This is a genomic window from Pseudomonas salmasensis (assembly GCF_014268375.2).
GTDB lineage: Bacteria > Pseudomonadota > Gammaproteobacteria > Pseudomonadales > Pseudomonadaceae > Aquipseudomonas > Aquipseudomonas salmasensis.
In genome coordinates this window covers 3558842-3584179 of the sequence record NZ_CP077083.1, presented here as the reverse complement: position 1 = coordinate 3584179, position 25338 = coordinate 3558842, and the positions used below count along the sequence as shown (strand labels likewise).

Annotated in this window: 20 protein-coding genes and 1 pseudogene; 14 read left to right on the top strand and 7 right to left on the bottom strand. The window is 58.0% G+C overall.

Features of this window, described 5'->3' with window-relative positions:
* Nucleotides 1–37 precede the first annotated feature (37 nt).
* Both HU731_RS16140 and HU731_RS16135 read right to left on the bottom strand, forming a co-directional pair.
* A complete protein-coding gene (locus HU731_RS16140) occupies nt 38–925 on the bottom strand; it encodes a lysophospholipid acyltransferase (RefSeq protein ID WP_014716285.1) in 888 nt (295 codons plus the stop codon).
* A gap of 40 nt (nt 926–965) precedes the next feature.
* Complete coding sequence (locus HU731_RS16135; RefSeq protein ID WP_186607482.1) at nt 966–1523, bottom strand: DNA-3-methyladenine glycosylase I; 558 nt, start codon at nt 1521–1523, stop codon at nt 966–968.
* A gap of 81 nt (nt 1524–1604) precedes the next feature.
* On the opposite strand from HU731_RS16135, the gene glyQ reads away from it, so the two are divergent.
* The 4 genes and pseudogenes from glyQ to HU731_RS16115 all read left to right on the top strand — a co-directional run bounded on the left by glyQ (nt 1605) and on the right by HU731_RS16115 (nt 6001).
* Nucleotides 1605–2558 carry a glycine--tRNA ligase subunit alpha gene (glyQ, locus tag HU731_RS16130; RefSeq protein WP_003187265.1) on the top strand — a complete coding sequence of 318 codons (954 nt, stop codon included), beginning with the start codon at nt 1605–1607 and terminating at the stop codon, nt 2556–2558.
* Nucleotides 2555–4609, top strand: coding sequence for a glycine--tRNA ligase subunit beta (gene glyS / locus HU731_RS16125; protein WP_161903707.1), 2055 nt, complete (start codon nt 2555–2557; stop codon nt 4607–4609). Before glyQ ends, glyS begins: the two co-directional genes overlap by 4 nt.
* Nucleotides 4573–5148 (top strand): annotated as a pseudogene (gmhB, locus tag HU731_RS16120) (D-glycero-beta-D-manno-heptose 1,7-bisphosphate 7-phosphatase); the annotation flags it as partial. The gene glyS and the pseudogene gmhB, both read left to right, overlap by 37 nt.
* Nucleotides 5149–5230: 82 nt before the next feature.
* Nucleotides 5231–6001: a lysophospholipid acyltransferase family protein gene (locus HU731_RS16115; RefSeq protein WP_186607483.1), complete on the top strand. Its 771-nt coding sequence runs from the start codon at nt 5231–5233 to the stop codon at nt 5999–6001.
* A gap of 180 nt (nt 6002–6181) precedes the next feature.
* On the opposite strand, the gene HU731_RS16110 is transcribed toward HU731_RS16115, so the two are convergent.
* Nucleotides 6182–8461 carry a CHASE2 domain-containing protein gene (locus HU731_RS16110; RefSeq protein WP_186607515.1) on the bottom strand — a complete coding sequence of 760 codons (2280 nt, stop codon included), beginning with the start codon at nt 8459–8461 and terminating at the stop codon, nt 6182–6184.
* 411 nt (nt 8462–8872) lie between these two features.
* Here HU731_RS16110 and HU731_RS16105 point away from each other — a divergent pair, with 411 nt between their 5' ends.
* Nucleotides 8873–9595 carry a response regulator transcription factor gene (locus tag HU731_RS16105; RefSeq protein WP_186607484.1) on the top strand — a complete coding sequence of 241 codons (723 nt, stop codon included), beginning with the start codon at nt 8873–8875 and terminating at the stop codon, nt 9593–9595.
* Between the two features lie 104 nt (nt 9596–9699).
* Here HU731_RS16105 and gyrB read toward each other — a convergent pair whose 3' ends face one another.
* The 4 genes from gyrB to dnaA are packed head-to-tail and all read right to left on the bottom strand — an operon-like array spanning nt 9700 to nt 15905.
* On the bottom strand, nt 9700–12117 hold the full coding sequence (gene gyrB, locus HU731_RS16100; RefSeq protein WP_003187253.1) for a DNA topoisomerase (ATP-hydrolyzing) subunit B: 2418 nt from the start codon (nt 12115–12117) through the stop codon (nt 9700–9702).
* Nucleotides 12118–12121: 4 nt separating this feature from the next.
* Nucleotides 12122–13225 carry a DNA replication/repair protein RecF gene (recF, locus tag HU731_RS16095; protein ID WP_003187251.1) on the bottom strand — a complete coding sequence of 368 codons (1104 nt, stop codon included), beginning with the start codon at nt 13223–13225 and terminating at the stop codon, nt 12122–12124.
* Between the two features lie 20 nt (nt 13226–13245).
* Entirely contained in the window at nt 13246–14349 is a 1104-nt protein-coding gene (dnaN, locus tag HU731_RS16090) for a DNA polymerase III subunit beta (protein ID WP_003187250.1), read from the bottom strand.
* A 38-nt stretch (nt 14350–14387) separates the two neighbouring features.
* Entirely contained in the window at nt 14388–15905 is a 1518-nt protein-coding gene (dnaA, locus tag HU731_RS16085; RefSeq protein ID WP_186607485.1) for a chromosomal replication initiator protein DnaA, read from the bottom strand.
* A gap of 585 nt (nt 15906–16490) precedes the next feature.
* Between dnaA and rpmH the strand changes: the two genes are divergently transcribed.
* The 9 genes from rpmH (at nt 16491) to HU731_RS16040 (ending at nt 25202) form a co-directional block, all read left to right on the top strand.
* Nucleotides 16491–16625: a 50S ribosomal protein L34 gene (rpmH, locus tag HU731_RS16080; protein ID WP_003213577.1), complete on the top strand. Its 135-nt coding sequence runs from the start codon at nt 16491–16493 to the stop codon at nt 16623–16625.
* A gap of 13 nt (nt 16626–16638) precedes the next feature.
* Nucleotides 16639–17046, top strand: a complete 408-nt coding sequence (gene rnpA / locus HU731_RS16075) for a ribonuclease P protein component (protein WP_020302575.1) — start codon at nt 16639–16641, stop codon at nt 17044–17046.
* Nucleotides 17039–17284 carry a membrane protein insertion efficiency factor YidD gene (gene yidD, locus HU731_RS16070; RefSeq protein WP_019816912.1) on the top strand — a complete coding sequence of 82 codons (246 nt, stop codon included), beginning with the start codon at nt 17039–17041 and terminating at the stop codon, nt 17282–17284. The genes rnpA and yidD overlap by 8 nt, the downstream gene beginning before the upstream one ends.
* A gap of 2 nt (nt 17285–17286) precedes the next feature.
* On the top strand, nt 17287–18969 hold the full coding sequence (gene yidC / locus HU731_RS16065; RefSeq protein WP_003195904.1) for a membrane protein insertase YidC: 1683 nt from the start codon (nt 17287–17289) through the stop codon (nt 18967–18969).
* 79 nt (nt 18970–19048) lie between these two features.
* Complete coding sequence (mnmE, locus tag HU731_RS16060) at nt 19049–20419, top strand: tRNA uridine-5-carboxymethylaminomethyl(34) synthesis GTPase MnmE (protein WP_186607486.1); 1371 nt, start codon at nt 19049–19051, stop codon at nt 20417–20419.
* Between the two features lie 551 nt (nt 20420–20970).
* Entirely contained in the window at nt 20971–22863 is a 1893-nt protein-coding gene (gene mnmG, locus HU731_RS16055; protein WP_069556977.1) for a tRNA uridine-5-carboxymethylaminomethyl(34) synthesis enzyme MnmG, read from the top strand.
* On the top strand, nt 22860–23504 hold the full coding sequence (rsmG, locus tag HU731_RS16050) for a 16S rRNA (guanine(527)-N(7))-methyltransferase RsmG (RefSeq protein WP_186607487.1): 645 nt from the start codon (nt 22860–22862) through the stop codon (nt 23502–23504). Before mnmG ends, rsmG begins: the two co-directional genes overlap by 4 nt.
* Nucleotides 23505–23522: 18 nt before the next feature.
* Nucleotides 23523–24320 carry a ParA family protein gene (locus HU731_RS16045; protein ID WP_003195891.1) on the top strand — a complete coding sequence of 266 codons (798 nt, stop codon included), beginning with the start codon at nt 23523–23525 and terminating at the stop codon, nt 24318–24320.
* A 9-nt stretch (nt 24321–24329) separates the two neighbouring features.
* Nucleotides 24330–25202, top strand: a complete 873-nt coding sequence (locus HU731_RS16040) for a ParB/RepB/Spo0J family partition protein (RefSeq protein ID WP_003195890.1) — start codon at nt 24330–24332, stop codon at nt 25200–25202.
* Nucleotides 25203–25338: the final 136 nt, after the last annotated feature.

Genomic DNA, 25338 nt, shown 5'->3' with positions numbered 1-25338 from the left:
CACATTGATCTCCATTGGCTAGAAGATCAGCGGTGAGTCAGTACCACCGCGCCTCACCCGGCGGGCGTTTCTTGAAGCGCTTCATGCTCCACATGTACTGGCTTGGGTAAGCGCCGACATAACGCTCTACTACCTTACTCATCGCCGCACAGGACGTCGCGGTGTCGGTGCTGTACATGTCCTCCGGCGCCGCCTCCAGAATCACTTTGTAGCCCGAGCCGTCCGGCAGGCGCAGGGCATGCAGGAACACCCCCACCGCCTTGTGGCCCGCAAGCATGTTCGGCACGAACTTGCTGGTAAGCGCCTGGGTGGCAAAAAACGGTACGAAGATCCCGGCGGACTCAGCCGGCTCCGGGTCGGCAGGAATACCCACCTGGCCGCCTTTGCGCACTTCCTTGATCACGCTGAGAATGCCTTCCTTGGTGGACGCCGCCACGCGGTTGCCCAACTGCACGCGCTGCTTGCGCAGCAACTCGTCCACGGCCTTGAGCTTGGGCGGGCGATAGAAAATGATCGGTTTGCACTGGCTGCAATAGAAGTGGTTCAACACTTCCCAGTTGCCCAGGTGGCTGGTGATGCCTACCACGCCTTTGCCAGAAGCCAGGGCCTCGTGCAGCACTTCCAGGCCTTCGACTTCGCGGACCAGGTCGATAGAGCGCTGCGCCGGCCAGATCCACGCGCAGGCGCTTTCGGTGAGGGACTTGCCGATGTCCATCAGGCTGCGGCCCACCAGGCGCTCGCGCTCGGCCGGGTCCATGTCCGGGAAGCATTTGGAGAGGTTGATCCGCACCGTATCGCGGGAACGGTTGGGGGTTTTCCACATGATCCAGCCGATCCCCGTGCCGACGGCTTGTACGGCGCGCCAGGGCAGCAGGGCAAACAACCGAAGAGCGCCTACCAGCAAGGCGCCTTTAAACTTTTCCACAGGTCACTCCTGATCGTGTGTGGTGCGCAAAGCCGGCATTCTAACCGGCGTTGACCAACTCCGCGTAACGGTCGCAGTCCTGGGTGTGGTCCATGACCATGCCCGAGGCCTGCATGAAGGCGTAGCAGATGGTCGGCCCGACGAAGGTGAAGCCGGCCTTTTTCAAGGCTTTGCTCATGGCTTGGGCTTCGGGCGTAATCGCCGGGACGTCGCTGCGATCCTTGAAGTGATTGACCTTGGGTTTGCCGCCGACAAACGACCACAGCAACCCCACCGGATCTTCCAGCGCCAGCCAGGCCGCAGCGTTGCGTCGGGTGGCATTGAGCTTCAAGCGATTGCGCACGATGCCCGGGTCCTGCATCAGCACCTCGATTTCTTCATCGCTCAACTGCGCCAGACGCTGCGCGTCAAAGCCGAACAACACCTTTCGATAATGCTCGCGTTTGCGTAAAACGGTGATCCAGGACAGGCCTGCCTGGAACCCTTCGAGCAAAAGCAACTCGAACAAACCCTGCGCATCGCGCAGCGGCGTTCCCCACTCTTGATCGTGATAAGCCATGTACAGCGGATCTTCAGAACACCAAAAGCAGCGTGGCATAAGGCTCCAGGGAGTGGTGGCGGGGCCGAATCGGGTATACTCCCGCTCTTTAAATCGCAGCCCAAGTAACAGGTGAATTTCGTGAGCCAGCCTACGCCAGCCGTGCGTACCTTCCAAGACTTGATCCTCGCCCTCCAGCAATACTGGGCCGAGCAAGGTTGTGTGGTACTTCAGCCCTACGATATGGAAGTAGGCGCCGGCACTTTCCACACCGCTACATTCCTGCGGGCCATCGGCCCGGAAACCTGGAACGCCGCTTATGTGCAGCCCAGTCGCCGCCCGACTGACGGCCGCTACGGCGAAAACCCGAACCGTCTGCAGCACTACTACCAGTTCCAGGTGGTATTGAAGCCCAACCCGGACAACTTCCAGGAGCTGTACCTGGGCTCGCTGAAACATGTGGGCCTGGACCCACTGGTGCACGACATCCGTTTCGTCGAAGACAACTGGGAATCGCCAACCCTGGGGGCCTGGGGCCTGGGCTGGGAAGTCTGGCTCAATGGCATGGAAGTGACGCAGTTCACTTACTTCCAGCAAGCCGGCGGCATCGAGTGCTACCCGGTCACCGGCGAGATCACCTATGGCCTGGAACGCCTGGCCATGTACCTGCAAGGCGTGGACTCGGTCTACGACCTGGTGTGGGCTGACGGCCCATTCGGCAAGGTGACCTACGGCGATGTGTTCCACCAGAACGAGGTGGAGCAGTCCACCTATAACTTCGAACACGCCAACGTCGACAAACTGTTCGAACTGTTCGACTTCTATGAAAGCGAAGCCAAGCGCCTGATCGAACTCGACCAGCCGCTGCCGTTGCCAAGCTATGAAATGGTGTTGAAGGCCTCCCATACCTTCAACCTGCTGGATGCCCGCCGTGCCATTTCGGTTACTGCGCGCCAGCAATACATCCTGCGTGTACGCACCCTGGCGCGTTCCGTCGCCCAAGCCTACCTGCTGGCTCGCGCCAAGCTGGGCTTCCCGATGGCAACCCCGGATTTGCGTGATGAAGTGTTGGCTAAGCTGGAGGCTGCACAATGAGTGCTCAAGATTTCCTGGTTGAACTGGGCACCGAAGAGCTGCCACCCAAGGCCCTCAATACCCTGGCCGATGCATTCCTGGCCGGTATCGAAAAAGGCCTGCAGACTGCCGGCCTGAAGTTTGAAGCCAAAAAAGTCTACGCCGCGCCGCGCCGCCTGGCTGTGCTGCTGACCGCGCTGGAAACCCAGCAGCCGGATCGCAACATCAACCTGGATGGCCCACCACGCCAGGCGGCTTTCGACGCCGAAGGCAACCCGACCCAGGCCGCCCTTGGCTTTGCCAAGAAGTGTGGCGTGGAGCTGAGCGAGATCGACCAGAGCGGCCCGAAACTGCGTTTCAGCCAGGTCATCACCGGCAAGCCGACCGCCAGCCTGTTGCCGACCATCGTTGAAGATTCCCTGAACGACCTGCCTATCCCCAAGCGCATGCGCTGGGGTGCGCGCAAGGAAGAGTTCGTGCGCCCGACCCAATGGCTGGTGATGCTGCTCGGTGACCAGGTCATCGATTGCACCCTCCTCGCCCAGAAGGCCGGTCGTGATTCCCGTGGTCACCGCTTCCATCATCCAGAAAGCGTGCGCATCACTTCGCCGGCCAACTACCTCAACGACCTGCGCGCTGCTTATGTGCTGGCCGACGCCAATGAGCGTCGCGAGCTGATCAGCAAGCGCACCGAAGAGCTGGCCCGTCTGCAGGAAGGCACCGCCATCGTGCCGCCAAGCCTGCTGGACGAAGTGACCGCCCTGGTGGAATGGCCGGTGCCGCTGGTGTGCTCGTTCGAAGAGCGTTTCCTCGACGTGCCGCAAGAAGCCTTGATCACCACCATGCAGGACAACCAGAAATACTTCTGCCTGCTGGACGTGGACGGTAAGTTGTTGCCGCGTTTTATCACCGTGGCCAACATCGAAAGCAAAGACCCACAGCAAATCATCGCCGGTAACGAAAAAGTCGTGCGCCCGCGCCTGACCGACGCCGAGTTCTTCTTCAAGCAAGACAAGAAGCAGAAGCTGGAAGACTTCAACCTGCGCCTGCAAAACGTGGTGTTCCAGGAAAAACTCGGCAGCGTCTACGACAAAGCCGTGCGTGTTTCCAAGCTGGCGGCCTACATTGCCCCACGTATTGGCGGCGACGCAGCCTGGGCCGCCCGTGCCGGTTTGCTGTCCAAGTGCGACCTGGCCACCGAAATGGTCGGCGAGTTCCCAGAGATGCAAGGCGTGGCCGGTTACTACTACGCCCTCAACGACGGCGAGCCGGATGATGTCGCCCTGGCTCTGAACGAGCAGTACATGCCTCGCGGTGCCGGTGCAGAACTGCCGAGCACCCTGACCGGTGCAGCCGTGGCCATTGCCGACAAGCTGGACACCCTCGTGGGTATCTTCGGTATCGGCATGCTGCCCACCGGCAGCAAAGACCCGTATGCCCTGCGCCGTGCGGCCTTGGGCGTGCTGCGTATCCTGATCGACAAAAAGCTGGACCTCGACCTGACCCAGGCCGTGGTATTCGCCGTCGGCCAGTTCGGCACCAAGGTCAAGCAAGCCGGCCTGGCCGAGCAAGTGCTGGAGTTCGTGTTCGACCGCCTGCGTGCGCGTTACGAAGACGAAGGCGTGGACGTTTCCGTCTACCTGTCGGTACGTGCGCTGCAACCGGGCTCGGCGTTGGACTTCGACCAGCGTGTACAAGCCGTGCAAGCGTTCCGCAAGCTGCCGGAAGCCGATGCCCTGGCCGCCGTGAACAAGCGCGTGTCGAACCTGCTGAGCAAGGCCGATAACCTCGGCACTGCTGAAGTCGACCCGGGCCTGTTCGCCGATGCCAAGGAGTTCTCGCTGAACTCGGCCATTGCCAAGGCCGAGAACGCCGTGAAGCCGCTGATCGCCGAACGTGACTACGCGCAAGCGCTGGCGCGCCTGGCGTCGTTGCGTGAGCCGGTGGATGCGTTCTTCGAAGCGGTGATGATCAATGCCGACGATGCTGGCGTGCGCAAAAACCGCTACGCCATGCTCGCGCGCCTGCGTGGCTTGTTCATCAATATCGCCGACATCTCCGTACTGGGCTGATCATGTTGAAACTGCTGATTCTCGATCGGGACGGGGTGATCAACTACGACTCCGACGCTTACATCAAGTCGGTGGAGGAGTGGATCCCACTGCCCGGTTCGATCGAGGCCATCGCGCAGTTGAGCAAAGCCGGCTGGACGGTGGCCATCGCCACCAACCAGTCCGGCATCGCCCGGGGTTACTACGACATCGCGACCCTGGAGGCCATGCACGCGCGTTTACGCACATTAGTGGCCGAGCAGGACGGTGAGGTAGGGCTGGTGGTTTATTGCCCCCACGGGCCGGATGAGGGCTGCGATTGCCGCAAGCCCAAGCCTGGCATGTTGAAAATTATTGCAGAACATTACAAGGTGCCCTTGGCTGGGATATGGTTCGTCGGGGACAGCCTCGGTGACCTGGAGGCGGCCAAAGCCGTCGACTCTCAGCCAGTTTTGGTTAAAACCGGGAAAGGCGAAAAGACCCAGGCTAAAAACCTGCCGGTAGGCACCTTGATTTTTGACGATCTGGCGGCCGTTGCCGCAGAACTTATCAACAACTAGCCGCCCTCGACTTCCTGACCAAGGACTGTTCGGGAGTGCGCTTTTAACAGGCGGGCCGTGTCCCGCAACGGTAAATGCCGCCATGTCGATCTTGCAGGCCATCAGAACCTTTTTCTTTTACCTGCTGCTGGGCACCAGTTCGTTTCTCTGGTGCACCCTGAGCTTTTTTATTGCACCGTTCCTGCCCTTCAAGGCGCGCTATCGCTTCATCAACGTCTACTGGTGCCGCTGCGCGTTGTGGCTGAGCAAGGTGTTCCTGAATATTCGTTTCGAGATCAAAGGCGCTGAAAACGTCCCTGATCAACCGTGCGTGATTCTCTCCAACCACCAGAGCACCTGGGAGACGTTCTTCCTCTCGGCGTACTTCTCGCCGTTGAGCCAGGTGCTCAAGCGCGAGTTGCTGTATGTGCCGTTCTTCGGCTGGGCCATGGCCATGTTGCGTCCGATCGCCATCGACCGTGACAACCCCAAGGCTGCGCTCAAGCATGTCGCCAAGAAGGGCGATGAGTTGCTCAAGGACGGCGTCTGGGTGCTGATCTTCCCTGAGGGCACGCGGGTGCCCTACGGCACGGTGGGCAAGTTCTCACGCGGTGGTACCGCCCTGGCGGTCAACGCCAACCTGCCTGTGCTGCCAATTGCGCATAACGCCGGCAAGTTCTGGCCCAAGACTGGCTGGGCCAAACGCCCAGGCACTATCACTGTGGTGATCGGCGAACCGATGTACGCAGAAGGCGAAGGACCACGTGCCATCGCCGCCCTGAACGACCGCGCTGCGGCGTGGAATGAGGCGCAGCAACGGGCCATGGGCTCCCTGCCTCCGGAACCGGTGGTGGTGGAGACGCCGGTAGTTTGAGCATCTGTGGATAACCTGTGTACGCTTTGTTGGCGAATTGGCTTTTTTGCATCATAACAAGCTGATTTACTTACATATTTCTGAAGCTAATAAAATTCGGAAAAACGTGCATAAGTTTTTTCTTCATAAAAAAACCGGTCCTTGTGACCGGTTTTTATGCACAGCAGAAAAGCCGCTTTTTCAGTCCTCCAATAACGGCAGCAGCAGGATAAACGTCGAGCCCTTGCCCAGCTCACTTTCACACACGATGCGCCCACCGTGCCGCTCCAACACTGCTTTAACCATGGTCAGCCCCAGTCCAAGCCCCTCACTGCCTTGAGCCGAATCGAAACGTCGGTATTGGTTAAACAACTCCGGCAGATCCTCAGGCGCAATCCCCGGTCCCTGGTCGCTTATCCTGCATTCCAACCAACCTTGCGCACTGCCATGCCTCAACCTGACGGTGGTACCGGATGGGGAGTATTTGATCGCGTTCTCCAGCACATTGAACAACGCCCGGGTGAGCAGCGATTGGTCGGCGTAGACCATGGCCTCGTCCGCCTCATCCAGGTCGTGAACCAAATGGATGCCCTTCAACTGCGCAATCACCGCCACTTGATCAAAGGCGTCCATCACCAGCATGGCGAACAGGGTGGGTTGGAACTGATAACCGTCCGCTTCAGCCTTGGCCAATTGCACAAAGGATTCGGTCAGGCTCAAGGCCCGCCGCACCTGCTGTTCGATCTGGGTAAACACCGGGGACTCCCCGTTGTGCACGTCCAACAGGGCAAGGATCGCTGAGTGCGGTGCACGCAGGTCGTGGGAAAGGAAACGCAGCATCGTCTCGCGGTGCTGCTGGGCCTCACGCTCCTTGCTCAGGTCCGTGAGGCTCAACAACCAGCCGAGGGCAAAATCACCTTCGGCAGGCAGCAAAGGAGCCAGTTCCATGCGCAAACTGCGTTGGTGGATATCGCGAAACTCGACCAGTTCCAGCGCCGAGAGGGCAGGGCGTACACCATTATGCAGCGGGGGATAACCCAGATCGGCGAGCTGTTCGACGAGGTTTTCGCCGACCAGTTCATTGCCGAATACTTCACGGGCCACGCGGTTGGCCAACAAGATGCTGCCCTGGGGATCGGTGATCAAGGTCGCTACCGGCAGGCACTCCAAGCCGTCCGCCATAAAGCGCCGCGTATCGCGGGTACGGCTGACGGCTTGTTCAAGGGCAAAGATCCGCCCTTGCAACACATCGCCCTTGCTGGCTGGCGCGCGACGACGCTCCGGAAGCACCTTGGGTTCGTTATCCAGGCGTGCCAGTTCCCAGCCAAAGTAGGCGAGGATTACGCTCAGGCGTCGCCAATTCCAGATCAGGTAACTCAGCAACAAACCGATCAGGCACGCTGCAGGGCTCCACCAGTGGCCCAGGCGCAATAGGGCCCATGAGCCCAGCAACGCCGCGCCCATACCTGCCAAGGTCATCCACAGGGCGTAGCGGGGGCGCACAAGCAGAAGGCCCAACAGCAGGGCCACCAGGGACGTTGCCAGCAACGCCGCCAACCAGCCGGGCAGATCGACGATGCTGCGACCCTGCAATAAACCATTCAGTACTTCAGCCTGGATCTCAACCCCCGCAGTGGTGCCCACGGTGGAAGAGAGCGGCGTCACGAAACGATCGGCCATGCCATAGGCTGAGGCGCCGATCAGAACCAGGCGACCCCGCAGCGACTCGGGAGGTACCTCGCCGCGTAGTACGCTGACGTAGGACACACTGGGAAAATGGTCTGGTTCCGAAGTGAACGGCACACGAATCTCATGTTCCTGATGCCAGTGCCCTCCAGTAGGCTCTTGCGGCAGGCCCGGCATCGTCTCGGCATGCTCGCTCATGGCGAATGCCAGCCACGCCAACTGAGGGAGTGTGCTTCCCGCAGGGCCCTCACGTAGATACACGCTACGCACCACACCGTCTTTATCCGCTTCGACGTTGATGTGCCCGACGCCCTTGGCGCACTTAAGCAGTGGCGACAACGGCGTTACCTGGGCCTTGGGACTGACGCTGCTGTCCCCGGCGATGGGCAGCAATACATTGCCGGCTTTGCATACGGCATCGGCCAGGCGCTGGTCGTCATGACTGTTGCCGCTCTCACTGAAGATCACATCAAACAAAATACCCGCCGGCTGGGCGGCGTTCAGGCGTTCAATCAGCTCGGCATGTACGCTGCGTGGCCAAGGCCACGGCCCAAGTGCTTCGAGGCTCGGCGCATCGATGGTCACCAGAACGATGCGTGGGTCCACCGGTAAGGGCGTGAGGCGGCGCAGGCTGTCATAGAGCGGATTGTTAAGCGCCAGGCCAGCGCTCAAGGATAAGTAGGCGGTAAAGGGCAGGAGTACCAGACCGATCAGCAGCCATTCACGAACCAACCCATGGAACAAAAGCTGGGCCTGGGTAGGTTGGCGTTTCTCGGCTTTGCGCCATAGGTTCACAGGGCTACCGCCACGAGCGTGCCAAGGCATTGATGGTCATTAAGTAAAAGTGTCATAAGCCCAGGATCCCTCTCCATGGGGTTGCGATGAAGTGCATGCGGTGTTCTGAAACCAGTGAAGCTTATTTCGGTCTCATTGGAGGACTTCCCACGGCCGCACGATGAACGATACCGCACATTGGAGCAGGCATGACGCACGGGCGAGGCGATGGGCGCCGAGCCTTTTCCAGACCAACAGGAGCCGATATCTTCTTCGAAGATCACAGAGAATTGAGTTTACGGCGCTTTCAGCGTATCGAGAGATCCAAGCACTGTAGAATCCGTCCATAATTATTCAGATTCAGAGGCCGGCATTTGTACAACATGTGCCCCCCATTCAAGCTCTCGTATTTTTGTAGGAAGGACCCCGCCTATGCGTGTCGCAATACTGGATGACGAACCCGCGGAGTTGCGACGGGTGGAACAGACACTGCGACAGATTCCCGGACCGGCTGAACAGCCCTGGTCCCTGCATTTCTTTGAGCGCGGTGAAGACCTGCTGCGCCAGCTACGTCGGGAAACCTTTGACCTGCTGATCCTCGACTGGCAACTGCCGGACATCTCCGGGATAGCGTTATTGCGCTGGACTCGCGAGCACATGGAATCGCCCCCTGCCGTCATCATGCTCACCAGTCGCGATGCCGAGAGCGACATCGTGACGGCGTTGAATAGCGGGGCGGATGATTATGTCAGCAAGCCGTTTAGGCCCAACGAACTCAAAGCTCGAGTCAGCGCCGTCCTGCGGCGCCACGGTTTGCAGAAGTCGGCTAGCCAGGAAGTGCAGAGCTTTAACGACCTGACGTTCGACGATGCCGAACTGACTGTGACCCGCGCAGGCAAACCCATCAACCTGACAGAGCGGGAATACCGCCTGGCCAGTTGCCTATTTGCCAACCTGGCCCGGCCATTGTCTCGCGAGTACCTGTATGAGCGGTTCTGGAGCCACGAAGAAATGGTCTCGTCGCGGCCGTTGGACACGCATATCTACCGCCTGCGTAACAAGCTAGGGCTGACCGCGGATCGCGGCTGGCAGCTGTTGACGATCTACGGATACGGGTATCGATTGGAGAGTGTGACACCCGCCGCGGAAAGTTAAATATGCCGATGTTCCACGTGGAGCATTTAAAAATGCGCGACTGCGGACCAACAAAAAAGGCCAACGCTAAGCGTTGGCCTTTTGTTTTTAGCAGACGTGCCTGATTAGAAATCGAGGTTAGAAACTGCCAGGGCATTGCTCTCGATGAAGTCACGACGAGGCTCGACCGCATCACCCATCAGGGTGTTGAAGATCTGGTCTGCGCCAATGGCGTCTTCGATGGTCACACGCAGCATGCGACGCTGAGCAGGGTCCATGGTGGTTTCCCACAGCTGATCAGGGTTCATCTCGCCCAGACCTTTATAGCGCTGGATGGTATGACGCTTGGTGCTTTCCGCCATCAACCAGTCCAAGGCTTCCTTGAACTCCTTGACCTGCTTCTTGCGTTCGCCACGCTGAATGTAAGCACCGTCGTCCAGCAGGGTGCTCAGTTGCGCGCCGAGGGTGACAACGGTCTTGTAGTCGTTACTGCCGAAGAAGTCGCGGTTGAAGGTGACGTAGTTCGACAGGCCATGGGAGATCAGTTCGACCTCTGGCAGCCATACGTTACGCTCGCGGTCTTCACGCAGGCTGGCTTTGTACACTAGGCCAGACTTCTCCACAGTACGCAGGCGCACTTCGTATTGGGCCAGCCAATCCTGCATGGCGGCGTGATCGCCCAACTGCTCCAGGCTCACCGCCGGCAGGTAGATGAAGTGCTCGGTCAGCTCCTGAGGGTACAGGCGCGACAAACGCTTGAGCGTTTTCATAACCATGCGGAAGTCGTTGACCAGGCGCTCCAGCGACTCACCCGAGATGCCCGGTGCTTCGTCATTCAAGTGCAGGCTCGCATCTTCCAGGGCCGACTGCGTCATGTACTCTTCCATGGCGTCGTCGTCTTTGATGTATTGCTCTTGCTTGCCCTTTTTCACTTTGTACAACGGCGGCTGGGCAATGTAGATGTAGCCACGCTCGATCAGCTCCGGCAACTGACGGAAGAAGAAGGTCAGCAGCAGGGTACGGATGTGCGAACCGTCGACGTCAGCATCGGTCATGATGATGATGTTGTGGTAGCGCAACTTGTCGATGTTGTACTCGTCACGGCCAATACCGCAGCCCAATGCCGTGATCAAGGTGCCGACTTCCTGGGAGGAAATCATCTTGTCGAAGCGGGCCTTCTCAACGTTGAGGATCTTGCCCTTCAACGGCAGGATGGCCTGGGTGCGACGGTTACGACCCTGCTTGGCGGAACCGCCAGCAGAGTCACCTTCCACCAGGTACAGTTCGGAGAGGGCAGGGTCTTTCTCTTGGCAGTCGGCCAGCTTGCCTGGCAGGCCGGCGATATCCAGCGCGCCTTTACGGCGGGTCATCTCGCGGGCCTTACGTGCGGCTTCACGGGCGCGGGCAGCATCGATCATCTTGCCGACAACCAGCTTGGCCTCGTTCGGGTTTTCCAACAGGAAGTCGGAGAAGTACTTACCCATTTCCTGTTCAACCGCGGTCTTCACTTCGGAAGACACCAGCTTGTCTTTGGTCTGGGAGCTGAACTTCGGATCCGGTACCTTGACCGAGATAATCGCCGTCAGGCCTTCACGGGCATCGTCACCGGTGGTGGCGACTTTATGTTTCTTCGCCAAGCCTTCCGCTTCGATGTAGGTGTTCAGGTTACGCGTCAGCGCAGAACGGAAACCCACCAGGTGAGTACCGCCATCGCGTTGTGGAATGTTGTTGGTGAAGCACAACAGGTTCTCGTTGAAGCTGTCGTTCCACTGCAGGGCGATTTCCACGCCGATGCCGTCTTCACGCTGGATGTTGAAGTGGAACACCTGGTTGACCGCAGTCTTGTTGGTGTTCAGGTATTCAACGAACGCACGCAGGCCACCTTCGTACTTGAACAGCTCTTCCTTGCCGCTGCGTTCATCCTTGAGGACGATGCCGACACCGGAGTTAAGGAAAGACAGTTCGCGAATCCGCTTGGCCAGGATGTCCCAGCTGAAGTGGATGTTCTTGAAGGTTTCTTCCGATGGCTTGAAGTGGATCTGGGTACCGGTGGTTTCACTGTCACCGACGATTTTCATCGGTTCCTGTGGTACGCCGTGGACGTAGGTCTGCTCCCAAATCTTGCCGCTACGGCGGACAGTGAGGATCAGTTCTTCGGACAGGGCGTTCACTACCGACACACCTACACCGTGCAAACCGCCGGAGACTTTATAGGAGTTGTCGTCGAACTTACCGCCAGCGTGGAGCACGGTCATGATGACCTCTGCCGCCGAAACGCCTTCTTCTTTGTGCACGTCTACCGGGATGCCACGACCGTTGTCACGCACGGTAATAGACTCATCCGGGTGGATGATAATGCTGATGTCGTCGCAGTGACCGGCCAGAGCTTCGTCGATGGAGTTATCGACCACCTCGAACACCATGTGGTGCAGACCGCTACCATCATCGGTGTCGCCAATGTACATACCGGGACGTTTGCGTACGGCATCCAAACCTTTCAGCACTTTAATGCTGGTCGAGTCGTACGTGTTTTCTTCGCTCATGCCTTCACTCCCGATGGTCGTGGGTCTGGGTGATACGGCCTTGTTCCACGTGGAACAAAGCGACTGGCGTTTCCGTCTGCCAGCCTTCCCTCAATAATTCGTGGTCTACACAAGTGATAAACACCTGGCAGCGTAAGTCTTCCAACAAGCGGCATAGCGAGCGGCGGTGCTGCTCGTCGAGCTCCGACGGCAAGTCATCCACCAAATAAATACACTGACCGCGCCGAGCCTGGCTAACCAAATGGCCCTGCGCGATACGCAACGCACAGACCACCAACTTCTGCTGGCCGCGGGACAAGATGTCCGCAGCATTGTGTGCACCTAATCTAAGGCGCAAATCAGCGCGCTGGGGTCCGGCCTGGGTGTGGCCGATTTGCTGATCCCGTTGCAAGGACGTTGCGAGCACTGCACTCAGCTCACGTTCTTTGTCCCAACCCCGGTAATAACTCAGCGTCAGCCCCTCGAGGTCCAACAACTCGCTCAAGGTCTGCTCAAAGACTGGTTTCAAGGCTTTGATATAGGCGCGACGGTATTCATCTATTTCGTCGCTGGCCAGGCACAGTTCACGGTCCCAGGCTGCTTGCGAAGCGGCGTCAAGTGTACCATGCCGCAGCCATGAGTTCCGCTGCCGCAGGGCCTTCTGCAGGCGCTGCCAAGTGGCCATGAAGCGTGGTTCCACGTGGAACACACCCCAGTCGAGGAATTGCCGACGGATTTTCGGGGCACCTTCCAACAATCGAAAGCTGTCGGGGTTGATCAGTTGCAACGGCAGGATCTCTGCCAGTTGCGCTGCGCTGCGCGCATTTTGCCCATCGATTCGTATCTGGAATTCCCCACCGCGATCACGCGATATCCCCAGGCTGCTATGACCGCCCTCAGCCAGTTCCACTTGGCCAAATACGGTGCAGGCCAATTGTTCGTACTGGATAACGGGTAACAGGCGGGCACTGCGGAAAGAACGCGCAAGCCCCAGCAGGTGGATGGCTTCCAGCACGCTGGTTTTACCACTGCCGTTGGCGCCATGGAGGATATTGATGCGGGGGGAAGGGGAGAAGGTCACCGGGTGCAGATTGCGCACCGCGGTGACCGAGACGCGACTAAGGGACATCTAGCTTCTGCTGAGCATGGTTACAGGCGCATCGGCATGACAACGTAAGCCGAATCGTCGTTGTCGGATTCTTGCACCAGGGCGCTGCTGTTGGAGTCCGACAGGATCAGACGAACCTGTTCGGTGGTCATCACCCCCAGCACGTCCAACAGGTAGCTCACGTTAAAGCCGATTTCCAGCGAAGCGCCGTTGTAGTCGACACCCACTTCTTCTTCCGCCTCTTCCTGTTCCGGGTTGTTGGCCTGGATTTTCAGTTGGCCGTTGGCCAGCTGCAGGCGAATACCACGGTACTTTTCGTTGGACAGAATCGCCGTACGGCTGAAGGCTTCACGCAGAGCCTGACGATCACCGACCACCAACTTGTCGCCACCTTTAGGCAACACACGCTCGTAGTCCGGGAACTTGCCGTCGACCAGCTTGGAGGTGAAGGTGAACTCGCCGGTGGTCGCGCGAATGTGGTGCTGGCCCAACACGATGCTGACATTGCCGTCCGGCTCGGTGAGCAAGCGCGCCAGTTCAAGGATACCTTTGCGTGGAACGATCACCTGGTGACGATCCGGCTGACCGATATCGGCACGCATCGAGCACATCGCCAGACGGTGACCGTCGGTGGCCACGGCGCGGATGATGCCTTCCGAGACTTCCAGCAGCATCCCGTTGAGGTAGTAACGCACGTCCTGCTGGGCCATGGCGAAGCTGGTGCGCTCGATCAGGCGACGCAGCTTGCTTTGCTCCAGGCTGCACGTCAGCGAGCCAGGGCCTTCTTCCACGGTTGGGAAGTCATTGGCCGGCAAGGTCGACAGGGTGAAACGGCTGCGGCCAGCCTTGACCACCAGCTTTTGCTCATCCACCTTGATGTCGATCAGCGCATCGTTGGGCAGGCTTTTGCAGATATCCATCAGCTTGCGCGCCGGCACCGTGATCTCGCCCGGTTCGGCGGGCTCTTCGAGCTGGACGCGACCCACCAGTTCGACTTCCAGGTCGGTACCGGTCAAGGACAACTGTTGCCCCTCGACCACCAGTAATACGTTGGAAAGCACCGGCAAGGTCTGTCGGCGCTCGACGACGCCTGCGACCAGTTGCAGGGGTTTCAACAGGGCTTCGCGTTGAATGGTGAAATGCATGGTCTAGTCCCTTGCCTTAATAAGCTGCGCTGGTGTCATCACGTAGTCAGTGTACGCAGCAGGTTCTTGTAGTCCTCGCGAATATCCGCGTCGGATTCCTTAAGTTCATTGATCTTGCGGCATGCGTGCAAGACCGTGGTGTGGTCGCGTCCGCCAAACACATCACCGATTTCCGGCAGGCTGTGGTTGGTCAACTCCTTGGAAAGGGCCATGGCAACCTGACGTGGACGTGCGACCGAGCGCGAACGGCGCTTGGACAGCAGGTCGGAAATCTTGATCTTGTAGTATTCGGCCACGGTGCGCTGGATGTTATCCACACTCACCAGCTTGTCCTGCAAGGCCAACAAGTCTTTCAAGGATTCGCGAATCAGCTCGATGGTGATATCGCGGCCCATGAAGTGCGAGTGAGCGATGACCCGCTTGAGCGCGCCTTCCAGTTCACGCACGTTGGAACGGATGCGTTGGGCGATGAAGAACGCAGCATCGTGCGGCAGATCGACTTTAGCCTGATCGGCCTTCTTCATCAGGATCGCAACACGAGTTTCCAGCTCCGGTGGCTCGACTGCAACGGTCAGGCCCCAGCCGAAACGCGACTTCAGACGTTCTTCCAGGCCTTCGATTTCCTTGGGGTAACGGTCACTGGTCAAGATGACCTGCTGGCCACCTTCGAGCAGGGCGTTGAAGGTGTGGAAGAACTCTTCCTGGGAACGTTCCTTGCGGGCGAAGAACTGAATGTCATCGATCAACAACGCATCAACGGAGCGATAGAAACGCTTGAACTCGTTGATGGCGTTGAGCTGCAAGGCCTTGACCATGTCGGCCACGAAGCGCTCCGAATGCAGGTAAACCACCTTGGCATTTGGGTTCTTCTTTAATAGGTGGTTACCAACAGCGTGCATCAAGTGCGTCTTACCCAAGCCCACGCCGCCATAAAGGAAGAGCGGGTTGTAACCATGCTTGGGGTTATCGGCGACCTGCCAGGCGGCCGCTCGGGCCAGCTGGTTGGATTTACCTTCGACAAAGTTTTCGAAGGTAAACGTGCGGTTCAAGTAACTGGTGTGCTTGAGCGCGCCTTCTACCTGCACAGTGCGTTGCTCGGCGCGCACAGGCGCCTGCTGGGAGCTGGCACCGGCCATCGGGTCGAAGCTGTCGCGAGACGGCTCCTCATTCTCTGGCGAATTTTTGCGCGACGATGGTTTGGACGGCGCGGCTGTCGGTGCAGGTGCCGCGGCGACAGGCGCTACTGCGGCCTGGGCTTGCGACGCGGCGGCGGCCAATGGCGCATTCGGCGCGGCGCGGGGAGCAGAGCTGCGTTTGCTGCCTATTAATAAGGAAAGAGCAGGCGCAAGACCGTTGCCATGTTCATCGAGCAATTCGAGAACGCGGCCCAGGTACTTCTCGTTGACCCAGTCGAGGACAAAACGATTGGGCGCATAGACACGCAACTCGTCGCCTTCGGCTTCGACCTGTAGCGGACGGATCCAGGTGTTGAATTGCTGGGCAGGCAGCTCATCGCGCAAAAGCTCCACGCACTGCTGCCAAAGTTCCACTGACACGGATATCCCCTAAGTTGAAAGCCGGTGAGGCAAAAACAGCCGCCATTGTAGCGGCCAGTCGTCCACTTATCCACATGTAGGTTGCTCACAGGCCACCCAAAATCAATGCCTTAACCGCTAAAAATGCGACCAGTGGTCTGTGCATAAGCTCTGTGGATAAACCCACCTAAGCTCGTTGTACAAGTGGGGTCGAAAGTCTGTGGGTAACTGGCCTGTGGATAACTACCTGTTCCACACACAGCTTATCCGACAGCGCAGCACAGGCAGAGCACTGCTTCTCCCCTGTGTTGTCATTCTCTGTACAACACGTAGAACAAGGGCTAAAGGCAGTTATCCACAGATGATCGCGCCCCTAGCTTTTATAAGCTTTACAGAAAAGCTTTAAATAATTTCCTTCTTTATTTTTATATCTATGGCATGGCAGATGGAAGCCAAACCGGGAGAAGGGCGTCATGACCCCGTCGACATCTAATTAAAGGAAAAGCTGGTTGGAAATTGACCTAGAGGCTTGCTTTCTCTAGAATCGCCGGTCTCTTAAAACGGGGGCCATTCCGGCCCGTTGTGGACGAACCAGGTAACAACGCCATGAAACGTACTTTCCAACCAAGCACCATCAAACGCGCCCGCACTCACGGCTTCCGTGCTCGCATGGCTACCAAGAACGGCCGTGCTGTCCTGTCGCGTCGCCGCGCCAAAGGTCGTGCGCGTCTGGCAGTTTGATAATCCGGTACTGGTGGTGAGTCAGGACTTCAGTCGGGAAAAGCGTCTGCTAACCCCCCGGCATTTCAAGGCAGTCTTTGACTCCCCCACCGGCAAGGTTCCGGGGAAAAATCTCCTGCTCCTTGCGCGTAACAACGATCTTGATCACCCCCGTCTCGGGTTGGTGATCGGCAAGAAGAGCGTAAAGCTCTCCGTTGAGCGCAATCGCCTCAAGCGTCTGATGCGCGAATCGTTTCGCCTCCACCAGGACACTCTGGTTGGTTGGGATATTGTTATCGTCGCGCGCAAAGGCTTGGGTGATGTAGAAAACCCCGAATTGATTCAGCATTTCGGCAAGCTCTGGAAACGTTTGGCGCGTACCCACAAGCCAGCACCAGCAGTCAGCACCGAAACTGTAGGGGTAGACAGCCTTGATGCGTAAACTGGCAATCGTTCCGATCCAGTTTTATCGCTATGCCATTAGTCCTCTGATGGCCAGCCACTGTCGTTTCTACCCCAGTTGTTCCTGCTACGCGTTAGAGGCCATAGAAAATCATGGTCTTCTGCGCGGTGGCTGGCTGACCTTTCGTCGTTTAGGTCGCTGTCATCCGTGGAATCCCGGTGGTTATGACCCGGTTCCACCTATCCCTACCTCCCGTTCTTCTTCGATGGCCGAGTAATCATGGATATTAAACGCACAATCCTGATCGTCGCCCTGGCAATCGTGTCCTATGTCATGGTCCTTAAATGGAACCAGGACTACGGTCAGGCTGCCCTGCCGACTCAGAATGTTGCTACCAATCAGGCTGCGCCGGCTATTCCGGACACCCCGCTGGGTAACAATGCGTCCGCGAGTGCCGATGTTCCCAGCGCGAATGGCGAGACAAGTGCCCCGTTAGAAACGCCAGTGGTCACCAACAAAGACCTCATCCACGTGAAAACGGATGTGCTCGACCTGGCTATCGACCCACAGGGTGGTGATATCGCACAGCTGAAGCTGCCGCTTTATCCACGTCGCCAAGACCATCCGGATGTGCCGTTCCAACTGTTCGATAACGGCGGTGAACGTACTTATCTGGCGCAAAGCGGCCTGACCGGCACCAATGGTCCGGATGCACGTGCTACCGGTCGTCCGGTTTATTCGACCGAACAGAAGACTTATCAACTGGCAGACGGCCAGAACCAGTTGAACGTCGACCTGAAATTCAGCCTCGACGGCGTCAACTACATCAAGCGTTTCAGCTTTACCCGCGGTTTGTATGATCTGAAGGTCACTTACCTGATCGACAACACCAGCGACAAAGCCTGGAGCGGCAACCTGTTTGCCCAGCTCAAGCGTGATGCCAGCTCCGATCCGTCTTCCAGCACCGCCACCGGCACCGCGACTTACCTGGGCGCCGCCCTGTGGACAAGTAACGAGCCGTACAAAAAAGTGTCGATGAAAGATATCGACAAGGGCACGCTGAAAGAAACCGTCCAAGGTGGCTGGGTAGCGTGGCTGCAGCACTATTTCGTGACCGCCTGGATCCCGAACAAGGGTGACGCGAACCTGGTTCAAACCCGCAAGGACAGCCAGGGCAACTACATCATTGGCTTCACTGGCCCGGCGTTGACCGTCGCTCCAGGTGCCAAGGCTGAAACCAGCGCTACCCTGTACGCCGGCCCTAAAAGCCAGGCCGTATTGAAAGAGTTGTCCCCAGGTCTGGAACTGACTGTGGATTACGGCTTCCTGTGGTTCATTGCCCAGCCGATCTTCTGGCTGTTGCAACATATCCACAGCATCGTCGGTAACTGGGGCTGGTCGATCATCTTCCTGACCATGCTGATCAAAGGGCTTTTCTTCCCTCTGTCGGCAGCCAGCTACAAGTCGATGGCGCGTATGCGTGCCGTGGCCCCGAAACTGGCCGCGTTGAAAGAACAACATGGTGATGACCGGCAGAAAATGTCGCAGGCCATGATGGAGCTGTACAAGAAAGAGAAGATCAACCCGCTGGGTGGATGCTTGCCGATTCTGGTGCAGATGCCGGTATTCCTGTCGCTGTACTGGGTACTCCTGGAAAGCGTGGAAATGCGCCAGGCGCCGTTCATGCTGTGGATAACTGACCTGTCGATCAAAGACCCGTTCTTTATCCTGCCGATCATCATGGGCGCGACCATGTTTATCCAGCAGCGTCTGAACCCAACCCCGCCGGATCCGATGCAGGCCAAGGTAATGAAAATGATGCCAATCATCTTCACCTTCTTCTTCCTGTGGTTCCCTGCTGGCTTGGTACTGTACTGGGTGGTCAACAACGTGTTGTCGATCTCTCAACAGTGGTACATCACACGTAAAATCGAAGCGGCTACCCAAAAAGCCGAGGCGTAATTTACTCTGTGGATAACCACTCAAGACGCCCCCTAGTGGGGCGTTTTGCTTTCCGTCACTTTTGTTCTGGAACCTGCTGATGAGCGCTCCTCGTGAAACCATCGCTGCTGTCGCCACCGCTCAAGGTCGAGGCGGCGTCGGTATCGTTCGAATTTCCGGGCCATTGGCGGGCGTGGCAGCCAAGGCTATCAGCGGCCGGGAGCTGAAACCCCGTTACGCCCATTACGGCCAGTTCCTGGATGCCGACCAAAGCGTATTGGACGAGGGTTTGGCCATCTATTTTCCTGGGCCAAACTCGTTCACCGGTGAAGATGTCCTTGAATTACAGGGGCACGGTGGCCCTGTGGTGTTGGATATGCTGCTGCAGCGCTGCTTGCAATTGGGCTGCCGCCTGGCCAGGCCAGGGGAATTCAGCGAACGCGCATTCTTGAACGATAAGCTCGACCTGGCCCAGGCCGAAGCCATCGCCGATTTGATCGAAGCCAGTTCCGCACAGGCTGCACGTAACGCATTGCGTTCATTGCAGGGGGCTTTTTCCCTGCGTGTGCATACCTTGACCGAGCAGTTGATCAGTCTGCGCATCTACGTCGAAGCCGCGATTGATTTTCCGGAGGAAGAAATCGACTTCCTGGCGGACGGCCATGTATTGGCGATGTTGGATAAAGTCCGCGACGAGTTATCCACAGTGCTGCGCGAAGCCGGGCAGGGCGCCTTGCTACGCGATGGAATGACGGTGGTGATTGCCGGCAGGCCCAATGCCGGCAAGTCCAGCCTGCTCAATGCCCTGGCAGGGCGCGAAGCGGCCATCGTCACCGAGATCGCCGGCACTACCCGGGATATCTTGCGTGAACATATCCACATCGACGGTATGCCGCTGCACGTGGTGGACACCGCTGGTTTACGCGATACCGACGACCAGGTGGAAAAGATCGGCGTGGAACGTGCGCTCAAGGCGATCAGCGAAGCCGACCGTGTGTTGCTGGTGGTGGATGCCACTGCGCCGGAAGCTGTGGATCCTTTTGCCTTGTGGCCCGAATTCCTTGAACAACGGCCAGACCCGGCCAAAGTCACCTTAATCCGTAACAAGGCCGACCTTACGGGTGAAGCCATCGCCCTGGAAACCAGTGAAGATGGCCACGTCACTATCAGCTTGAGCGCGAAATCGGCCGGCGAGGGTCTGGAGTTGCTGCGCGAGCACCTTAAAGCCTGCATGGGCTACGAACAGACGTCGGAAAGCAGCTTCAGTGCGCGCCGCAGGCACCTGGAAGCGCTGCGTCATGCCAGCGCGGCCTTGGAGCACGGGCGGGCCCAGCTGACCTTGGCGGGGGCTGGGGAGCTGCTGGCGGAAGATTTGCGTCAGGCGCAGCAGCTGTTGGGTGAAATCACCGGGGCTTTCAGTTCGGATGATTTGCTCGGCAGGATCTTTTCCAGCTTCTGTATCGGTAAGTAAACCCGCGATCTCCACAGACAGGCCTTCGGTGCCTGTCTGCTCAGCCTGCTTCAGGGCGCCCAGATCCTATTTTTGATTTCCTTTGCCTGCGATGGCGGCTTTGCCGTGCACGCTATTTACGCAGGTTCAGGCTTTTTTGTGGATTAAGCCCTGTGAATAACCCCTCCTGTGCCCAGTTGATAACAGGGCCTGAAACCTGAGTAAAAACCTGTCTGTGGATAACCACTCGTTTAATCCACAGGCTTAAACCACTTATCCAAGGGCCTCATTGGCACATGATCACAGTGTTTTGAATCGCTGTACACATTGAAAATAAAGGGCTGTAGAGATCTATCCACAGAAAACTGGCTCAGTATAAATAAACATAAAAACAAAGATTTAATAAATTTCTCTCTTTTAATTTCTATTGTCTGTGATTCATCCACAGCTGGTTAAATTTTGTGCAAAGGGTTCTTTAGGAAGGGCTAAGTCCCTATACTTGCCCGCAAAGCTCTAAAACCCTTTCAACAAACAATTCCTGATTACCTACATAAGCAGGCACGAGGTGCGTGGTGGATTTCCCTTCCCGTTTTGAAGTGATCGTCATCGGCGGCGGTCATGCCGGTACCGAGGCAGCACTGGCGTCAGCACGCATGGGCGTAAAAACCCTGTTGCTGACGCATAACGTGGAAACCCTCGGTGCCATGAGTTGCAACCCCGCGATTGGCGGGATTGGCAAAAGCCATCTGGTCAAGGAAATCGATGCCCTTGGCGGCGTGATGGCCATGGCCACCGACAAAGGTGGTATTCAGTTTCGTGTGCTCAACAGCCGCAAAGGCCCGGCCGTGCGTGCAACCCGCGCCCAGGCCGACCGTATCCTGTACAAGGCAGCGGTACGTGAAACCCTGGAAAACCAGCCGAACCTGTGGATATTTCAGCAGGCCGCCGATGACCTGATCGTCGAACAGGACCAGGTACGGGGTGTTGTCACGCAAATGGGCCTGCGTTTCTTCGCAGAATCCGTAGTGCTGACTACCGGCACCTTCCTGGGTGGGCTTATCCACATCGGTATGCAGAATTATTCCGGTGGTCGCGCTGGCGATCCGCCGTCGATTGCTCTGGCAAAACGCCTGCGGGAATTGCCACTGCGTGTCGGTCGCCTGAAAACCGGGACCCCGCCACGTATTGACGGGCGTTCCGTGGATTTTTCGGTGATGACCGAACAAGCCGGCGATACGCCGATTCCGGTCATGTCGTTCATGGGCTCCAAGGAACAGCATCCGAAACAGGTCAGCTGCTGGATAACCCACACCAATGCGCGTACCCACGAAATTATTGCTGCAAACCTTGATCGTTCGCCGATGTATTCCGGGGTGATCGAAGGCATTGGCCCGCGTTATTGCCCGTCGATCGAAGACAAGATCCACCGCTTTGCCGACAAGGAAAGCCACCAGGTCTTTATCGAGCCGGAAGGGTTGACCACCCACGAGCTGTATCCGAACGGAATTTCCACTTCGCTGCCGTTCGATGTGCAAATCCAGATCGTGCAGTCGATTCGCGGTATGGAAAACGCGCATATCGTGCGTCCGGGCTACGCCATCGAGTACGACTACTTCGACCCGCGCGACCTGAAATACAGCCTGGAAACCAAAGTGATTGGCGGCCTGTTCTTCGCCGGCCAAATCAACGGCACCACCGGTTATGAAGAAGCCGGCGCCCAAGGTTTGCTGGCCGGGACCAACGCGGCATTGCGTGCACAGGGCAAAGACAGCTGGTGCCCGCGTCGCGATGAAGCCTACATCGGCGTATTGGTCGACGACCTGATTACCCTGGGTACCCAGGAACCGTACCGGATGTTCACTTCCCGGGCGGAATACCGTCTGATCCTGCGCGAAGACAACGCCGACCTGCGCTTGACCGAAAAAGGTCGCGAGCTGGGCCTGGTCGATGACGCCCGCTGGGCGGCCTTCTGCACAAAACGCGAAAGCATTGCGCTCGAAGAACAGCGTCTGAAAAGCACCTGGGTTCGCCCGGGCACGGAGCAGGGCGACGCCATTGCAGAAAAATTCGGCACGCCGTTGACCCATGAGTACAACTTGCTCAACCTGCTTTCCCGTCCGGAAATCGACTACGCTGGTCTGGTCGAAGTGACTGGCCAGGGCGCAGAAGACCCACAGGTTGCCGAACAGGTTGAGATCAAGACCAAATACGCAGGCTACATTGATCGCCAGCAGGACGAGATCGCCCGGCTGCGCGCCAGTGAAGACACCAAGCTGCCTGTGGATATCGACTACACCGGGATTTCCGGGTTGTCGAAAGAAATCCAAAGCAAGCTGGGGATAACTCGGCCGGAAACCCTCGGCCAGGCTTCACGTATCCCTGGCGTCACCCCAGCAGCCATCTCGCTGTTGATGATTCATTTGAAAAAACGCGGCGCGGGCCGTCAGTTGGAGCAAAGCGCTTGAGTTCGTTGGTCACCTCGCAACACGCCGAAGAGTTATCCACAGGAGCGCGCCAGTTGGGCGTGGCCCTGACCGAAGCCCAGCATGAGTTACTGCTGGGCTACCTGGCCCTGTTGATCAAATGGAACAAGGCATACAACCTGACCGCAGTACGTGACCCAGACGAGATGGTGTCGCGGCATTTGCTCGACAGCCTCAGCGTGATGCCGTTTATCGAAAATGGCCGTTGGCTCGACGTCGGCAGCGGCGGCGGTATGCCTGGCATTCCGTTGGCGATCCTGTTTCCCGAGGCCCAGGTGACCTGCCTGGATAGCAACGGCAAGAAAACCCGCTTCCTGACCCAGGTCAAACTCGAACTCAAGCTGGATAACCTGCACGTTATCCACAGTCGTGTCGAAGCGTTCACGCCTGAACTGCCGTTCAACGGGATCGTATCCCGGGCATTCAGCAGCATGGAGAACTTCAGCAACTGGACGCGCCACCTGGGCGACCGTGACACACGCTGGCTGGCAATGAAGGGCGTTCATCCAAGCGACGAGCTGTTAGCATTGCCGGCAGACTTCCACCTCGATAGCGAACACGCCTTGGCCGTACCTGGTTGCCAAGGCCAACGCCATCTGCTGATACTGCGCCGCACGGCATGATTGGGAACACAAGCAAGAATGGCTAAGGTATTCGCGATAGCGAACCAGAAAGGTGGTGTGGGTAAAACCACCACCTGTATCAACCTCGCAGCATCCCTGGTCGCGACCAAGCGTCGGGTGCTGCTGATCGATCTCGATCCACAGGGCAACGCCACCATGGGTAGCGGTGTGGATAAACACGGCCTGGAAAACTCGGTCTACGATTTGCTGATTGGCGAATGCGACCTGGCCCAGGCCATGCACTATTCCGAGCACGGCGGTTACCAACTGCTACCGGCCAACCGCGATCTGACCGCGGCGGAAGTGGTGCTGCTGGAAATGCAGATGAAAGAAAGCCGTCTGCGCAGCGCCCTGGCGCCCATTCGCGACAACTACGATTACATTTTGATCGACTGCCCACCGTCGCTGTCGATGCTCACGCTTAACGCCCTGGTAGCCGCCGATGGGGTGATTATCCCCATGCAGTGCGAGTACTACGCGTTGGAAGGCCTGAGCGACCTTGTGGATAACATCAAGCGCATTGCCGAGTTGCTCAACCCGAAACTGCAGATCGAAGGCTTGTTGCGGACGATGTTCGACCCGCGCCTGAGCCTGATGAACGATGTGTCGGCGCAGCTCAAGGAACACTTCGGTGACCAGTTATACGACACCGTGATTCCACGCAACATCCGCCTGGCCGAAGCGCCAAGCTATGGCATGCCCGCGCTGGCGTACGACAAATCCTCGCGTGGTGCCATTGCCTACCTGGCATTGGCCGGCGAGATGGTTCGCCGTCAACGCCGCAATTCACGTACCGCTGCAGCCCAGCCAACTTAAGGAACCCCCATGGCCGTCAAGAAACGAGGTCTCGGACGTGGACTGGATGCACTGTTGAGTGGTCCGACCGTCACATCGCTTGAAGAACAAGCGGTGCAGGCCGACGAGCGCGAGCTGCAGCACTTGCCGCTGGACCTGATCCAGCGCGGCAAATACCAGCCACGTCGGGACATGGACCCCCAGGCCCTGGAAGAACTGTCCAACTCGATCAAGGCCCAGGGCGTGATGCAGCCCATCGTGGTGCGCCCCATTGGCGGTGGCCGCTTTGAGATCATCGCCGGGGAGCGCCGCTGGCGTGCCAGCCAGCAGGCCGGCAAGGAAACCATCCCGGCCATGGTGCGCGATGTACCGGATGAAACCGCGATCGCCATGGCATTGATCGAGAATATCCAGCGTGAAGACCTCAACCCGATCGAAGAAGCGATTGCGTTGCAGCGTTTGCAGCAGGAATTCCAGCTCACCCAGCAACAAGTGGCCGAGGCGGTGGGCAAGTCCCGCGTCACCGTGTCCAACTTGTTGCGTTTGATCGCGCTGCCGGAAGTGATCAAGACCATGTTGTCCCACGGCGACCTGGAAATGGGCCATGCACGTGCGTTGCTCGGTTTGCCCGAAAATCAACAGGTTGAAGGGGCGCGACACGTTGTCGCACGAGGCCTGACCGTACGTCAGACCGAAGCGCTGGTGCGCCAGTGGCTCAGCGGCAAACCTGCACCGGTTGAAACCGCCAAACCTGATCCGGATATCGCGCGCCTCGAGCAGCGCCTGGCCGAGCGCCTGGGGTCTGCGGTGCAAATTCGTCACGGCAAGAAGGGCAAAGGGCAATTGGTTATCGGATATAACTCCCTTGACGAGCTTCAAGGCGTCCTTGCCCACATCCGCTGAAACATTTGCTTATGTAGCGCGTGATCGGAAATCACTACCCGACAGTTGAATAGGGGCTGAACCGCCCCTATACTCTGCGCGCATTTTGTCGGCACAAATTATGCCAAGTTATTGATTTCCGGCAGCCGACCATTGA